At 70.2% G+C, this 15,696-nt stretch carries 12 protein-coding genes; 6 read left to right on the plus strand and 6 right to left on the minus strand.

Annotated features, from left to right (window positions below; all coding sequences use genetic code 11):
• Positions 1–12: 12 nt before the first annotated feature.
• The 4 genes from IW248_RS07260 to IW248_RS07275 are packed head-to-tail and all read right to left on the minus strand — an operon-like array spanning position 13 to position 2,417.
• Entirely contained in the window at positions 13–405 is a 393-nt protein-coding gene (locus IW248_RS07260) for a hypothetical protein (protein WP_196926254.1), read from the minus strand.
• On the minus strand, positions 402–1,715 hold the full coding sequence (locus IW248_RS32930) for a WXG100 family type VII secretion target (protein WP_231396216.1): 1,314 nt from the start codon (positions 1,713–1,715) through the stop codon (positions 402–404). Before IW248_RS32930 ends, IW248_RS07260 begins: the two co-directional genes overlap by 4 nt.
• The gene (locus IW248_RS07270; protein WP_196926255.1) at positions 1,712–2,032 is read right to left on the minus strand and encodes a type VII secretion target; all 321 of its coding nucleotides are present in this window, start codon (positions 2,030–2,032) and stop codon (positions 1,712–1,714) included. The genes IW248_RS32930 and IW248_RS07270 overlap by 4 nt, the downstream gene beginning before the upstream one ends.
• The gene (locus IW248_RS07275) at positions 2,019–2,417 is read right to left on the minus strand and encodes a YbaB/EbfC family DNA-binding protein (protein WP_196926256.1); all 399 of its coding nucleotides are present in this window, start codon (positions 2,415–2,417) and stop codon (positions 2,019–2,021) included. The genes IW248_RS07270 and IW248_RS07275 overlap by 14 nt, the downstream gene beginning before the upstream one ends.
• Positions 2,418–2,763: 346 nt before the next feature.
• Between IW248_RS07275 and IW248_RS07280 the strand changes: the two genes are divergently transcribed.
• Positions 2,764–3,708: a TAXI family TRAP transporter solute-binding subunit gene (locus IW248_RS07280; RefSeq protein WP_196926257.1), complete on the plus strand. Its 945-nt coding sequence runs from the start codon at positions 2,764–2,766 to the stop codon at positions 3,706–3,708.
• A gap of 12 nt (positions 3,709–3,720) precedes the next feature.
• Here IW248_RS07280 and IW248_RS07285 read toward each other — a convergent pair whose 3' ends face one another.
• The gene (locus IW248_RS07285; protein WP_196926258.1) at positions 3,721–5,136 is read right to left on the minus strand and encodes a sensor histidine kinase; all 1,416 of its coding nucleotides are present in this window, start codon (positions 5,134–5,136) and stop codon (positions 3,721–3,723) included.
• A 6-nt stretch (positions 5,137–5,142) separates the two neighbouring features.
• Positions 5,143–5,826: a response regulator transcription factor gene (locus IW248_RS07290; protein ID WP_196926259.1), complete on the minus strand. Its 684-nt coding sequence runs from the start codon at positions 5,824–5,826 to the stop codon at positions 5,143–5,145.
• A 144-nt stretch (positions 5,827–5,970) separates the two neighbouring features.
• Here IW248_RS07290 and IW248_RS07295 point away from each other — a divergent pair, with 144 nt between their 5' ends.
• From IW248_RS07295 to IW248_RS07315, 5 genes are all read left to right on the plus strand, one after another.
• Positions 5,971–6,993, plus strand: a complete 1,023-nt coding sequence (locus tag IW248_RS07295; protein ID WP_196926260.1) for a tripartite tricarboxylate transporter substrate-binding protein — start codon at positions 5,971–5,973, stop codon at positions 6,991–6,993.
• 1 nt (position 6,994) lies between these two features.
• On the plus strand, positions 6,995–7,456 hold the full coding sequence (locus IW248_RS07300) for a tripartite tricarboxylate transporter TctB family protein (protein WP_196926261.1): 462 nt from the start codon (positions 6,995–6,997) through the stop codon (positions 7,454–7,456).
• A 20-nt stretch (positions 7,457–7,476) separates the two neighbouring features.
• Complete coding sequence (locus tag IW248_RS07305; protein WP_196926262.1) at positions 7,477–8,982, plus strand: tripartite tricarboxylate transporter permease; 1,506 nt, start codon at positions 7,477–7,479, stop codon at positions 8,980–8,982.
• A 43-nt stretch (positions 8,983–9,025) separates the two neighbouring features.
• The gene (locus IW248_RS07310; protein ID WP_196926263.1) at positions 9,026–10,960 is read left to right on the plus strand and encodes a Na+/H+ antiporter NhaA; all 1,935 of its coding nucleotides are present in this window, start codon (positions 9,026–9,028) and stop codon (positions 10,958–10,960) included.
• Positions 10,961–11,607: 647 nt separating this feature from the next.
• Entirely contained in the window at positions 11,608–15,648 is a 4,041-nt protein-coding gene (locus IW248_RS07315) for a discoidin domain-containing protein (protein WP_196926264.1), read from the plus strand.
• Positions 15,649–15,696 lie beyond the last annotated feature (48 nt).

Here is a 15,696-nt window from a genome sequence, read left to right on the forward strand (position 1 = left end):
CGGAAGTGGGTGTCAGTGGTATCCGAGGATCCGTGTAGCTTCCTCGCCGACCAGCCGGAGCTGATCCCCTCGAAGATCGGGCACGCGGTAGTCATTGCCCCGCACTTTCTCCAGGAATTCCACGGGCAGGCTCACCTGGTATTCAGCGAGGTAGAAGCGCAGATCGTCGCGCCACAACCACTCGCCATCCGTAAGCACCGACGCGCCCCCGACAAGATGCCGGCCGCTACCGAGAACATCAATCTCCGCGCCCATCACGTCGATGAGGCCATGCCCATGGCGTAGATAGTCCTCGACCCGAAGTGCGTCGGGGAGCGGCTCCGCGTTGAGGTGCGAGTGGATGCTCTCCACGTACACCTCGATCTGGTTGGGTCCTAGTTCCCGAAAGAACCCCACAGTCTTCATTGGTGTCCCCTCGCTCGTGGTACGAAGACCTCCCAGGAACCGCCGCTCTCGACGAGTGGAGGCTGAGGCTCAGTGGCCCATCGTTGCGTCCCCACCCGAGCCGTTGGCGCGAGCACGTTGACCCCAAGTTCGTCGGCGACCTGCTGACCGAGTGGTACCGCGTCGAGGTCGGGCTTGACGGTGCCGGCATAGCAGGAGACCAAACGGAGGGGACCGCCATCATAGGCGGGACTTTCGCGGACCGCGGCAGCGATCTGGGCCGCGTTCGTGGCGTTTCCGTCCATGTGCGCTCCGTCTGCTGAAACCTTGCCGGAGACAAAGTATCCCTGGTCGGTGCCGTGCACGATGACGTCATGGTGCCCATCCAGCGGTCGCACCTTGTCAAAGTTCCGCATCGTCAATTCGTCGTAACCGATGCCCGTCGAGCGATCCGAGTAGTAAACCGGGTCGCCAGCGGAGAGGTAGGAATCGGGGGTCCGTTCGGGCGGTAGCGGCCGTGCCCTCGGGTCGGCCCAGTCACGCCGCTGTCCCATCCGGTCGGCAGGCCCGAGCCGGGTGAGTCGCCCCAGCGCCTGCTTGAGTTTGTCGATGAGGTCGCCGAGTCGGCGGATCTCCGGCATCAGCCGCCGCAGGCTGGCCAGCAGCCCTCGCAGCAGCCGCGCGATCCGCGCCCCCCACGACGCCACCAAGGTCGTCACCTGCTCCACGACCAGTGGCGCGGCCAGTCCACCGGTGATGAGGAGTTCGCCCGCGTACACGATGAGGCGGGACACGCAGGTGGCGACGGCGTCGCGGACCAGGAGCCGGACGGCGGCGACCAGGCCGGCGGCGCCTTCGGTGATCGCGGCCATGGTGTCGGCGCCCAGGGCGAGGCCGGTGATGGCCTGTTGCTGCTCGTTGGCCCAGGCCCGGTAGGCGGGGCCGGCACTGCCGCCCCAGCCGGCGACGTCGGTGCGGACGGCGCGGGCCAGTTCGGTGGCGTCGTCGCGGAGCGATCCGGCGACGTTGCGCCAGGTCTGGGCGTGTGCGGTGATCTGCGCCGGGTCGCCGGCGAGCCAGTCCAGCGCCTCACTGAGCGGCTTGACGTGCTCGATGAGCCAGGCGATGCCGTACTGGAGCAGGGCGCCGACCGGGTCGGAGACGAAGGCGAGGGCGTCCAGGCTCGCGCTCACGACGCCGAGGCTGCCGTCGATCCAACTGCCGGTCCGGACGCCCTGGGCGATGATTTCGATGTCCTCGCAGATCCACACGCCCGCCCAGGCGCTGGGCGGCGTGTCCACAGCGGCGGCGACGAGCGGGTGCGACGTCACCTGTGCCGCCGCACCCCGTCGAGGAGGTGTTTGGCCTGGGCGTCGGAGCGTCGGTATCGGTCGGCTCCGACCCGCAGCTTGCCGGCGGTGTCCCGTACCGATGCGGCGGCGGCCCCGATGCCGTCGACCAGGGTTCGTTGCAGGCCGTCGAGCAGCACCGGCATCATCGCGCAGAGCTGCCCGTAGGCGTCGGTGCCCAATCGGACGTGCTGGCCTGCCTGCTGGGCGGTGTCGAGGCTGCTGGCGCAGCGATCGAGGCGTGCGGCGTGGGCGGTCAGGTCGTCCGGGTCGACCTGGATGCCGTCACCGGCGGGCATCGTTTGAATCCGGGTCGGGGAGGAGCCGGCTGCGGTACGAGTCGATGATGGCCTGGACGCTCGCGTCGTCGCCCAATGACTCCGTGGCTGCGTCGCTGACCTGTCGGAGCAGGTCGGCGCGCGCGGCAGTTGTGGTCTCCAAGATCTGCCGAGCGGTGTGCGCAGCGGGTTGTTGCCGGATGCGCTCGTCGAGCCGCAGGTCGATCAGCAGGCCAGTCGAGTCGACTGTGACGTCGACGGTCCGATCGGAGTTGCGGGCGGTGCCGGTCAGATCCCGCATTGTCGCCGACAGAATCTTGGCTCGTTCCGCCCGCTCGGTGAGCGACGATTCCCACTCGTCGAGCCGGCGCCCCGCCGCATCGAGCGCAGCGTCGTCCGCCCACATGTCAACCCTCCCCAGGGGACGCTGCCGGCGGCAACCGGCGACATCACCGGCACGCTACCAACCGGTGGCGCTGCGTGCATGCCCGCAGTGTGAATGCCAAGAACGTTGCATTAGGCGGAGCGGGCGGTTCGTCAACCCGCGCCGCCATGCCGATCACGAAGTTGTGGTGGGCAACAAATCGCCCGTTATGCTGCCAAACCCCGGCACCACAACTCCATGATCGACCGAGTCAGGCCGCGATCTTGCACTTTCTGTCGCGACTAATGACGCATAGACCCACATATCGACGACCGAAACTGCAAGATCGACGCGGTGGGAGGGAGGCCGCCGTCCGTATCATTCCGGCATGACGCGGTTCAGTCGGCGCGCGGTGTTGCTGGCTGGCAGCGGGCTGCTCGTCGGATGTTCACGGCAGCCTGAGGCGGACCCGGTTCACCTGCGGCTGGCTACCGGGCCGGCGGGGGCCGTCTACCGGAGGATCGGCGGGGCGTTGGCCGAGCACATCTCCGAGCAGGTGCCGGGCGCCACTGTGACGACAGTGCCGAGCGGGGCGTCTACCGACAACATCCGGATGCTGCGGGCCGGCGAGGTGCATCTGGGGCTGACCAGCCTGGACGCGCTGATCACCAGCGATGGCAGCGCGCCCGGGGGGCTGTCGGCGATCTGCCGGCTCTACGACAGTCACCTGCACCTCGTGGTCATGGCCGGTTCGGCGATCGGCGCGTTCCGGGATCTTGAGGGCAAGCGGGTGTCTCTCGGTGCGCACGACTCCGGCACGGAGTTCACGTCGTTGCGGGTCCTGAAGCTCGGCCCGCTCAAAGCTGACGGCCGGAATCTCAGCCAGGCCGAGTCGGCGGGGGCGCTGCGTGACGGCACGATCGAGGCGATGTTCTCGTTGACCGGCGTCCCCACGCCCGCCATCACCGAGTTGGCGCAGCGGCATCCCATCCGGTTGATCCCGTTGGACGCGCAGGCGGACGGGCTCTTCACGGCGTACCCGGGTCCCTACGCCCCGGCCATGATCCACGCGGCTGCCTACGCCGGCGTCCCGGCGACCCGCACCGTCGCCGTACCGAACGTGTTGCTCGCTCGCGACGACCTGCCCGACGACCTGGTCTACGCCATCACCGACACGGTCTTCCGACACACCGGGGCGATCACCTCCGCCGGCCGTGACGGCGCCGAGGCCCTGCCGGAGGCGTGGCAGATCAACGTGCGTACCGGGATCTCCACCGCGTCGGTCCCGCTCCACCCGGGCGCGGCGGCCTGGTTCCGCGACCGCAAGCGCTGACCCCGGCGCTTGTCACACCGGCGCCGACGCGGGAGCCACCGGCAACACCACCACCGCGGCGAGCCCGTGCCCGGAGCAGTCCGGGCGCGGCATGCCCTCCTCCAGTCGTAGCTCACCCCCGGCCGACCCGACCAGGTCGGCGCAGATCGCCAGCCCCAGGCCAGTCCCGGGTACGTTCTGGTGCCGGGGCGACCGCCAGAACCGTTGCAACGCCTGGGCCCGCTCGGACACGTCGATGCCCTGGCCGTCGTCGCGGACGGCAACCGCGACCACGGCTCCGACGCCCGCACCGGCGGTCACCTCCACGGCGTGCGCGTCGGACAGCCGCAACGCGTTGCTGATCAGCTCGTCCAGGATGCTGCCCAGGCCGCCCGGAGGCTCCAGCAACCGCAACCCCGGGGGTACGTCGACAGTCAGGGTCTGCCCGGCCGTGGCCGTCAGGGCCCGCCACCGGTCCACCCGGGTCGCCAGCACCTCGTCGAGGTCCACCGGCGACGCCGTCCGCAGGCTCTCCATCCGTGCACTGGCCTGGAGCGAGTTCAGCATCCGCTGCATCGCCTTCAGTTCGTCGACGGCGACGTCGTACACCTGTTGCCCGTCGCCCTCGGGCCGCAGGTGTGGTGCGAGGCTCTCGACCGCGAGCCTCAGGCTGGTCAACGGGTTGCGTAGCTGGTGTGACGCGTCGGAGACGAACGCGCGCTGTCGCTGCGCGGCGTTCTCGACGGCGTCCATCATGCTGTTGAACGACTGCGCCAGCCGCCGCAACTCGATAGGGCCGGCCTCGGCGTCGGCACGGATGGTCAGGTCACCCGCAGAGATCCGCGAGGTCGCCGCGTCCAGTTTCCGCACCGGCCGCAGCACCCACGCCGACACCGGCCAGGCGACGGCCGTCAGCGCCAGCAACGGCAGCAGCCCGAGCCCGGCCAGCCGGGCCCAGCGTACGAGGATGAGCTCCCGCGTCCGGGACAGGTCGGAGATCGTCACGACAGCGCCGACGACCTCGCTGTCCCGGCCGACCGGCTCCGCCACGACGAGTGCCGAGTCGTCCCACGGCGCCCACTCCCAGGACGGTTCGGACCGCGCGCCGGCAAGCGCTGCGGTCACGATCCGGGGCAACGCCGCCTCGGCGCGCGCCGCCTTCTGGTACGCGTCGGCCGGCCCGAGCAGCACCGCCCCCGACGTGTCGATCAGCGCGACCGGGATGCCGTAGAGGTCGTGGTACCGCGTCAGCTCCTGCTGTAACGCCTCGGTGCGGCCGGTCGACAGGGCGGTCTCGGCCAGCGAGGCGAACCGACCGACGTCGTTGAGACGGTTGACGTACGTCTCCTGCATCTCGCGTTCGGCCACTGTGACGCTGAGCGGCACCCCGAGCGCCGCGACGAGCAGCACCGCGAGGGGGACCAGGACGACGAGCAGCCGGCGGTGCACGGCGAGTCAGCCGATCAGCTCCGGCTGGTCGGCCAGCAGCCGATAGCCGACGCCGTGGATCGTCCGGATGACCACGTCCGGCCGCAGCTTGTGCCGTAGCGCGGCGATGTGGGTGTCCAGGGTACGGCTCGACGACTCCCAGGTCGCGCCCCAGATCTGGTCGAGGATGACGTCGCGGCTGACCACGTTGGGTGCCCGCCGGGCCAGCAGCAGGAGCAGCTCGAACTCCTTGCGGGTCAACGGCACGAGCGTGCCGTCGACGCTGACCTCGCGGGTGCCGACGCCGATCCGCATCGGGCCGAGGACGAGCGGTTCGTCGGTCTGACCGAGAGCGCGAGCGGCGCGGGTGCGCCGCAGGACGGCGTCGATCCGGGCGAGCAACTCCGGGATGCCGAACGGTTTGACGATGTAGTCGTCGGCGCCCGCACGCAGGCCACGGACCCGCTCGTGCTCCTCGGATCGCGCGGTCACCGCGATGACGGCGGTCTGCGGGCGGTCACGCAGCTTGCGGATCACGTCGAGCCCGTCGCCGTCGGGAAGACCCAGGTCGACGAGGACCACGTCGGACGGCGCGGCACGCACGGCCTCCGCGGCGGTGGAGACGCGGTGGACCTCGAAGCCCGCCTGGGTCAGGACGGTCACCAGACCCCTCGCCACGCGGTCGTCATCCTCGATGACGGTTATCCGCATACCAGCGGATTCTACGGCCCAGGTCGGCGCTCGTGCCGGCCCTGCTTCTTGGGATTTTTCTGACACCACCCGTGCCCCGACCAGCCCAGACTGGGTCCACCGACGCACCGAGGAATGTCCATGCGCTGATGGGGAGGCCGTCCTATGCGAACGACCAGCAGGTACCGGGCCACCGTGCGGATGATCGCCGCGATCGGTGTCGTCTCGCTCGCCGCCGCCTGTTCCGGTAACGGCGGTGCCGCCGGCGGAGGGGACGCCGCGAACTACCCGGACGAGAACATCACGATCGTCGTGCCGTTCAGCGCGGGTGGCCCGACGGACACTGTCACCCGGATGATCGCCGGGCCGATGGCCGCGAAGCTCGGCGGCAAGATCGTCGTCCAGAACGTCGAGGGCGCCGGCGGCACGGTCGGCGCCGGCGACGTCGCGCGGGCCAAACCGGACGGCTACACGGTGCTCATGCACCACATCGGCATGTCGACGGCGCCCGCCCTGTACAAGAGCCTGGGCTACAAGCCCCTGGAGGACTTCGAGACGGTCGGGCTCGTCACCGAGGTGCCGATGACGATCGTCGCCCGCAAGGACTTCGCGCCCGCGACACTCCAGGACCTGGTGACCCACGTGAAGGCGAACGCCAACAAGGTCACACTGGCCAACGCCGGTATCGGCGCCGCGTCGCACCTGTGCGGTCTGCTGTTCCAGAGCACCACCGGTGTGAAGCTCCAGGAGGTCCCGTACCAGGGCACCGGTCCCGCGCTGACCGACCTCGTCGGCGGCCAGGTCGACTTCATGTGCGACCAGACCACAAACACCAGCGGTCAGATCGCCGCGGGGAAGGTGAAGGCGTACGCGGTCACCACGCCCGAGCGGGTGAAGAGCCTTCCCGACCTGCCCACCACCACCGAGGCGGGGCTGCCGCAGCTGACGGTCAGCGTGTGGCACGGTCTCTACGTTCCGGCCGACACTCCGCAGGAGATCGTCCAGAAGCTGTCCGAGGCGCTGAAGGTCGCACTGGCCGACCAGGGGGTCATCGACCAGATGGCCAAGCTGGGCACCGCGCCGGTCCCGGCCCAGGACGCGACCCCGGACGCGCACCGGGCGAAGCTCGACGAGCAACTCGGCACCTGGGCGAAGATCATCGCCGACTCCGGGGTCAAGGTCTCCTGAGGTGGAGCGCCGTCGGTCGTTCCCGGACGTTCTCGCCGGGGGAATCTTCGTCCTGATCGGTGGCGCATTCGTGGTGGGGGCGCTCGGCTATGAGCTGGGCACCCCGACCCGGATGGGCCCCGGCGCGTTTCCGTTGCTGGTCGGCGCGGCCGTGGCCGCCCTGGGCCTGGCGATCGTCGGCAAGGGACTCGTCGCCGGTGAGGTGATCTCGTTCGGACCGGTCCCGTGGCGCGCGGTCGCCGTCATCGTGGTCGCCGTCCTGTTCTTCGGGTTCACCATCCGGCGCCTCGGGTTCGTACCGACGACGGCGGTGACCGCACTGCTCACCACGCTGGCCAGCGCCCGCGTACGGCTGCTCACGGCAGTGGCTGTGGCCGCCGGGCTGACAGTGGCCAGCACCCTCATCTTCGTCGTCGGACTTCAGCTACGGATCCCGCTGTGGGGCCCCTGGCTGGGTTTCTGACGAGGGACCCGGATTGAGCCATGGAACTCCTCGACAACCTCGCGCTGGGCTTCTCGACGGCCCTCCTGGTCCAGAACGTCCTCTACTGCTTCGTGGGAGTGCTGCTCGGGACCGCGGTCGGCGTGCTGCCCGGCATCGGGCCGACGGCGACGGTGGCGATGCTGTTGCCGATCACGTTCAGCTTCGAGCCGGTGACGGCGCTGATCATGCTGGCCGGCATCTACTACGGGGCACAGTACGGCGGCTCGACGACCGCGATCCTGATCAACCTGCCCGGTGAGTCGTCCGCGGCGGTCACCGCGCTGGACGGGCACGAGATGGCCCGCCAGGGCCGGGCCGGACCGGCCCTGGCTGCCGCGGCGATCGGGTCCTTCTTCGCGGGTACGGTCGCCACGGTGGCGCTGGCCGCCGCGGCCCCGCCCCTGGCCAGTGTCGCGTTGAAGTTCGGTCCCGCCGACTACTTCTCGCTCGTGCTGTTCGGCCTGATCGTGTCGATCGCGCTGGCGCGGGGCACGGCGCTCAAGGCCCTGGCGATGATCGCGCTCGGGGTGCTGCTCGGCACGGTCGGCCAGGACATCTACACCGGGACGCCCCGCTTCGTGTTCGAACAGCGCGAGCTGTACGGCGGCATCGACTTCGTGTCGGTCGCCGTGGGCCTGTTCGGGGTGGCCGAGATCCTGCGCAACCTGGAGAACGAGCAGACCCGGACGGCGATCGTCAGCAGGGTGACCAACCTCTGGCCGACCCGCGAGGACCGCCGTCGGATCGTCGCCCCGATCCTGCGGGGCACCGGTCTCGGCGCCGCTCTCGGTGTGCTGCCCGGCGGCGGCCACGTGCTGGCGTCGTTCACCTCGTACGCCGTCGAGAAGCGCATCTCGAAGCGACCGCAGGAGTTCGGGCGGGGCGCGATCGAGGGTGTCGCCGGCCCCGAGTCGGCGAACAACGCCGCCGCGCAGACGTCGTTCATCCCGCTGCTCACCCTGGGCCTGCCCGCCCACCCGGTGATGGCACTGATGATCGGCGCGTTCATCGTCCACGGCATCACCCCGGGCCCGAACGTCATCAACGACGAGCCGGCGTTGTTCTGGGGCCTGATCGCGTCGATGTGGATCGGCAACGTGCTCCTGCTGCTGCTGAACCTGCCGCTGATCGGCCTCTGGGTGCGCATGCTGCGGATTCCGTACCAGGTGCTCTTCCCGATGATCATTCTGTTCGCCGCGATCGGCACCTACTCACTGAACTCCAACGCGTACGACGTCTACGCCATCGCGTTCTTCGGGATCCTGGGCTACATCCTGATCAAGTGTGGGTGCGAGCCGGCGCCCCTGCTGCTCGGCTTCGTCCTCGGCCCGCTGCTGGAGGAGAACCTGCGCCGGGCGCTGATCATCTCCCGCGGCGACCCGTCGGTCTTCCTGACCCGACCGATCTCCGCGGCGCTGCTGGCCCTGGCCCTCGCCGCGCTCGTCGTCGCCGTCCTCCCGACGATTCGCCGGCGCCGCGCTGCCGTGTTCGCGGAGGAGGAGTAGCAATCCGAACCACGTGACGGTCAGGTCGACGAAGATTGTCCCCGTGACCAGCGACAACACGCCCCGGGGCTGGACCAGCCGGACCGTCTGGGACAGGCGGTTCAACGCCCCGCTGCGTTCGTTCCTGCGTACCGAGACCGGCGGCGCCCGGGTGGTGCTGATCGCCGCTGTGCTGGCTCTCGTCTGGGCGAACCTCAGCGAATCGTCGTACGAGTCGGTCTGGAACACCTCCTTCTCGATCCAGCTCGGCGACTGGCAGGTGTCACATGACCTGCGTTTCTGGGTCAACAGCGGGCTGATGACGTTCTTCTTCCTGGTCGCGGGGCTGGAGCTGCGGCGCGAGTTCGACATCGGCGAGTTGCGGGAGCGGCGTCGGTTGGCGTTGCCGATGCTGGCCGGGGTCGGTGGCATGCTCGTGCCGGTCGCGATCTATCTCGCCATCAACGCCGGGCAGACCACCGCGGCGGGTTGGGGTGCGGTGATGGCCACTGACACGGCGCTCGCGCTCGGCGCGCTGGCCGTCTTCGGGCCGCGCTTCTCGGAACGACTGCGGGGTTTCCTGCTGACCGTCGCCGTCGTCGACGATGTGGTGGCGATCGCGGTGCTGGCCATCGCGTACCCGCATCACCCGTCGCTGACGGCGCTTGTCGTCGCGGCGGCGATCTTCGGCGTTGTGCTGCTCGTCCGGGGCTGCGGGGTGCGGTTCGGGCCGGTCTACGCGCTGCTCGGGGTGGCGGCCTGGCTCGCCGTCTCGATGTCCGGTGTCGACCCGGTCGCGGTGGGCCTGGTGATGGGGTTGCTGACCTACGCCTACGCACCGGGCCGCAGCGACCTGCAGCGGGCCAGCGACCAGTTCCGCCTCTTCCGGGAACAGCCCACCCCGCAACTCGCCCGGATGGCCCGCACCGGCCTCACCTCCGCGCTGTCGCCGAACGAGCGGTTGCAGACGCTCTACCACCCGTTGGCGAGCTACGTGGTGGTACCACTCTTCGCGCTGGTCAACGCCGGCATCGTGATCGACGGCGACCTGCTGGCCAGGGCCGTGACCTCCCCGGTCACGGTCGGTGTCGTGGTCGCTTACGTCGTCGGCAAGCCGGCCGGGATCGTGGCCACCGCGTGGCTGGTGACCCGGCTGAGCGGCAACCGGTTCCGGCCACCCGTCGGTTGGGTTGCCGTCGCAGGGGTCGGCACGGTCTCCGGCATCGGGTTCACCGTCGCGCTCCTGATCGCCACCCACGCCCTGAGCGGCCCGGCCCTGGACGAGGCGAAGTTCGGCATCCTCGTGGCGACGCTCGGCGCGTCAGTCGTCACCTGGCTGGTGTTCCGCTCCGTCGGACGGCTCTCGCCGGCGCGGCGGACCCGTGCGCTGCTGGGCGTCACCGAGGGGATCGTCGACCTGATGCTGCCGGTCGATCCGGATCGCGACCACATGCGCGGGTCACTCGAGGCACCGGTGACGGTGGTGGAGTACGGCGACTTCGAGTGCCCCTACTGCGGGCAGGCCGAGCCGGTGGTCCGGGAGCTGTTGGCCGACTTCGCCAATGTCCGGTACGTCTGGCGGCACCTGCCGCTCACCGATGTCCACCCGCGTGCCCAACTCGCGGCCGAGGCCGCCGAGGCGGCGGGGGAGCAGGGCGCGTTCTGGGAGATGCACGACCTGCTGCTCGCCCACCAGGACGCTCTCAACCCCGCCGACGTGCTCGGCTACGCCGAACAGCTCGGCCTGAACCTGGACGGGTTCCGGGAGCACATGGCGAAGCGGATGGGCGTGGACCGGATCGCCGAGGACGTCGACTCCGCCGACCTCAGCGGCGTCACCGGCACCCCGACCTTCTTCATCAACGGCCGGCGACACCACGGCGCCTACGACATCGCCGCGCTCTCGGCGGCGGTGAAGGCGGCGTTCGCGAGCGCCAAGCTCCGACCCGAATACCACCCTCGGGACCCCGGGCGCCGCGAGGCCGGGCCGGCGAGCTGACCGCGCGAGCACGTGGTCGTCGCCGTGCGACCTCCGGTCCGATCCGCCTCCGCGGCGCGGGGTGGGGAGGTGTTGGTCGGCGCCTTTGGAGCTGAATCGTTTGCGACATCACCGACCAGGTTGCGCTTTGGGCTTCGCCGAGGGGCTTCGGGCTTTGCCCAGGGGCTTCGGGCCTCGCGCAGGCTTCGGACTTGGCCGACAGGCGTTTCGGGGTCTGAATCGTTTGCGACATCAGCTCCAAAGGCAGCGCGCCAACCCCAGCAGCCCTGGGCCCCGCAGCCCTCGCGGTTTCGGGCGCCGCGAGCGACGGTCAGGTGGTGGGGAGAGCGGCGACCCGGCTGGCACGGCGGCCCGCCAAGGCCACGACAACGGCCAGGGCCAGGGCCAGGGCCAACTTGGCCGATTCCGATCACCAGCAGGGGTAGCAGCACGTCCGGGAAGTAGGCGGAGTCGGTCGAGATGCGCGACAGCCACGCCTGCCGACCAGCGTGATCACGCGCCGATGTCCGAAGTGGAACAGCTGCGCAACGTGTTCGGGGAATCACGATGGACTCCGGCTCTTGACTCTCGGGAAACATCGGGCCACCATCTGACAACGTTGTCACGGACCCTCACCATCTGACAACGTTGTCATGTCTGGAGGCAAGATGTCCGAGCCATCGCCGATCTCACGGCGTACCTTCCTCTCCGCCGGAGCGACGCTGCTGGCGTCGGTCGGGGTGACCGCGGTCCTCCCGGACGCCCTCGCGTCCGCCGCCGTGCCGACCGCCAACCCGACCGCCAACCCGACCGCCACCGACCTTGCCCGGTACCGCCCGGTGGCGGTCTCCTCGACCGACTACGCGCCGACGCCCGCCACCTTCGCCGTGGACGGTCTGCCGCAGGTCGGCGTCCGGGGGAGTGGGTGGCGCGCCGCCAACGGCGATCCGCAGTGGATTTCCGTGGACCTCCAGGCGCCGTGCCGGATCGAGGCCGTCTCCCTGGTCTTCGAGGCCACGCTCACCGACGGGCCGTTCGACGGCAACTACACCGACACCGACGGTGACGAGATCCTCTCCAGCGCCGCGACGGCGTACCGGATCGAGGTCTCCACCGACGGCCGTGCCTGGCGGTCGGTGTACGAGACCAGCGAGGGCCAGGGCGGCGCGCAGACCATCAAGCTGCCCGAGCCGGTCACCGGCCGGTGGATCCGGATGACCGCCACGAAGCGCTCGAACAGCAACCCGGTGGGCCTCAACGGCTTCCAGGTCTACGGAGTGCCGCTGGCCGGCCGACCGAAGGCCGAGGGCTGGACCAGTTGGGAGGGCGGCAACACCGGCCCGGCCCCCGAGCTGCGGGTCGCCGCCGACGGTACGGTGCCCCTGGAGTCGGGCTGGTCGTTGACGATGGACGACTTCGCCGGCACCGCCGACGGCGCCGAGCTCTCCCGCGCCGGTGTCGACGTCCGGTCCTGGCTGCCGGCGACGGTGCCCGGCACTGTGTTGGGCACCCTGGTCGAGCAGGGCCACCTGCCCGACCCGGTGGCCGGCTTCAACAACATGCGCATCCCGGAGGCGCTGTCCCGGCACACCTGGTGGTACCGGCGCGCGTTGCGGCTGCCGCGCGACCTGGACACCTCGGCCGGCCGACGGATCTGGCTGGAGTTCGACGGGATCAACCACGAGGCGACCGCCTGGGTCAACGGCGTGCAGGTCGGCAGCGTCAAGCATCCGTTCGCCCGCGCGGCGTTCGACATCACCGACGCGCTGGCCGGGCACCGTGGCGAGCACGTCCTCGCCGTCCGGGTCACCCCGATGCCGCACCCGGGCACCCCCGGTGACAAGGGCGCCGACGGTCGTACCTTCCTCCAGTCGGCCCACCACTACCTTGACGCGCCGACCTACCTGGCGGTGTCCGGGTGGGACTGGATGCCCGCTGTCCGCGACCGCGTCAGCGGCCTCTGGGACCACGTCCGCCTGCGCAGCACCGGCGCCGTGGTCATCGGCGACCCGCACGTGCAGACCACGCTGCCCGATCTTCCCGGCACCGACACCGCCGAGGTCACCATCCGGGTGCCGGTCCGCAACGCGGCGGCCAGCGCCACCACTGTCACCGTCCGCGCCGAGTTCGACAAGGTACGCGTCGAGTCGACAGTGACCGTCCCCGCCGGCGGGAGCACCACAGTCACCTTCACACCGGAGCGCTTCCGCGCGCTGCGTCTGCGCAACCCCCGGCTGTGGTGGCCCAACGGCTACGGCGACCCCCACCTGTACGACCTGACGCTCACCGCCACCGTCAAGCGCTCGGTCAGCGACCGGCGTGCGCTCCGCTTCGGTGTCCGCGAGTTCGCCTACGACTGGCACCAGCCGATCGTCATCTCGCCGCCCGGCAAGCCGGCGCTGGAGTTCGTCGACGGCGCGGCGACCCAGACGGTCACGTTCGCCAGGCAGCACGCCCGGCACGTGCGCGTCCAGGCCGGCCAGCGCGCCACCGGCTGGGGCATCTCGATGTTCTCGCTGTCGGTGGCCGACGGCACCGGCCCGGATCTCGCCCTGGGCCGCGACGCCACCGCGTCGTCCTCGGAGAACGACGGCAACGGTCCCGGTAGGGCAGTCGACGGCGATGCGGCGACCCGCTGGGCCTCGCAGGCCGAGGACAACCAGTGGATCCAGGTCGACCTCGGCGCCGCTGTCGACTTCGACCGGCTCACCATCGTGTGGGAGCAGGCGTACGCGCTGGACTACCGCGTCCAGGTCTCCGCCGACGGGGACGCCTGGAGCGACGTGACGTCGGTCAGCAACGACACCCCGCTGGGCAGCCGCGCCACCCAGGTCGAGACGTTCGCCAGCCAGACCGCCCAGCATCTGCGCATCCAGACCGGCGCGCGGGTGACGTCCTGGGGCGTGTCCATGTGGGCGCTCTCGGTGCAGCGGCAGGCCGAGCCGGACGTCGACCTGGCCCTGCGCCGGACCGCCACCGCGTCGTCGTACGACAGTGATTCGAACGGGCCGGACCGGGCCGTCGACGGCAACCCCCGGACCCGGTGGTCGTCGACGTTCGAGGACAACCAGTGGATCCAGGTCGACCTCGGCGCTCCGGTCAGCTTCGACCAGGTCACCATCGTCTGGGAGCAGGCGTACGCGCGCGACTTCGTCATCCAGGTCTCCGACGACGGGCAGCGGTGGACCGACGTGAAGTCGGTCAGCAACGCCGTCACCCAGCTGAAGATCAGCGTGAACGGTGTGCCGGTGTTCGCCCGGGGCGGCAACTGGGGCTGGGACGAGCTGCTGCGTCGGGTGCTGCCCGACCGGCTGGCCGACACGGTCGAGATGCACCGCGACATGAACTTCACGATGATCCGCAACTGGCTCGGCAGCAGCAACCGCGAGGAGCTGTACCAGGCCTGCGACGAGCAGGGCATCCTGGTGTGGAACGACTTCTGGCAGGCGGGCGCGTTCCTGCCCAACCCGCCCGGCTACGTCGACATCGCCGCCGACACGATCCGGCGGTTCCGCCATCACCCGAGCATCGTGGTGTGGTGCGGCGCGAACGAGGGTGACCCGCCGCCGATCGTGGACGCCGGGCTCAAGCAGGCTGCGGCCACCGAGCACCCGGAGATTCTCTACATCCCCAACTCGGCCGGCGGCATCGTCAGCGGTCACGGCCCCTACCACTGGGTGGAGCCGGCGACGTACAACAACAAGAACACGTACGACACCGGCGCTTTCGGTTTTCACACCGAGATCGGCATGCCTGTCGTGTCGGTGGTCGAGAGCATGCGCAACCTCGTCGGTGACGCCCCGGAGTGGCCGATCGGTGAGGTGTGGAACTACCACGACTGGTCGACCATCGGTAACCAGCGTGTCGGCACGTACCAGGCGGCGATCGACGCGCGGCTCGGTGAGTCCGACTCGCTCGACGAGTTCGCCACCCGGGCGCAGTTCGTCAACTACGAGAGCCACCGCGCCATGTTCGAGGCGTGGAACGCCAACCTGTGGCAGGACGCCACAGGTTTGCTGCTGTGGATGTCGCACCCGGCGTGGCACAGCACGGTCTGGCAGACCTACGACTACGACCTCGACGTGAACGGCGCCTACTACGGCGCCCGCAAGGGGTGCGAGCCGGTGCACGTCCAGGCCGACCCGGGCACCTGGCAGGTCCGGGTGGTCAACCACACCGCCGCGCCGCTGAGCGGGGTCACCGTGAGCGCCCGACGGTACGACCTGAGCGGTCGGTCGCTGGGTGCGGCCCAGCGTCAGCGGGTGGACGTGGCCCGCTCGGCCACGACGGCGGTCTTCCCGCTCGCCGCGCCGGACGGCGGCGGGCTGCACCTGGTGCGACTGGAGCTGCGGGACAGCCGCGACCGGCTGCTCGCGGAGAACACCTACTGGCGCTACGACAAGGCCGAGCAGTTGCGGGCGCTCAACGACGTGCCGAGCACCCGACTGTCGACGTCGTCGAGCACCGTGCGCGTCGTGGACGGGCGCAACACGGTCACCACGACGGTCCGCAACCAGGGTCGTACGGTCGCCGCGTTGGTGCGGCTCGCCGTGCGCGACCAGCGCGGTAAGCGGGTCCTGCCGGCCCGCTACGACGACAACTACTTCTGGCTCCTGCCGGGGGAGACCCGCGAGGTACGGATCTCCTGGCCCGCGCGGTCGGGCCTCGCCCGGCAGGTAACGGTGACCGCGCAGGCGTACAACTCCTAGGAGTACGCGGTGGGAGGCGGTCCTGCGCGGGCCGCTTCCCACCGTGCC

The sequence above is a fragment of the Micromonospora ureilytica genome (genome assembly GCF_015751765.1).
Classification (GTDB): Bacteria; Actinomycetota; Actinomycetes; order Mycobacteriales; family Micromonosporaceae; genus Micromonospora; species Micromonospora ureilytica.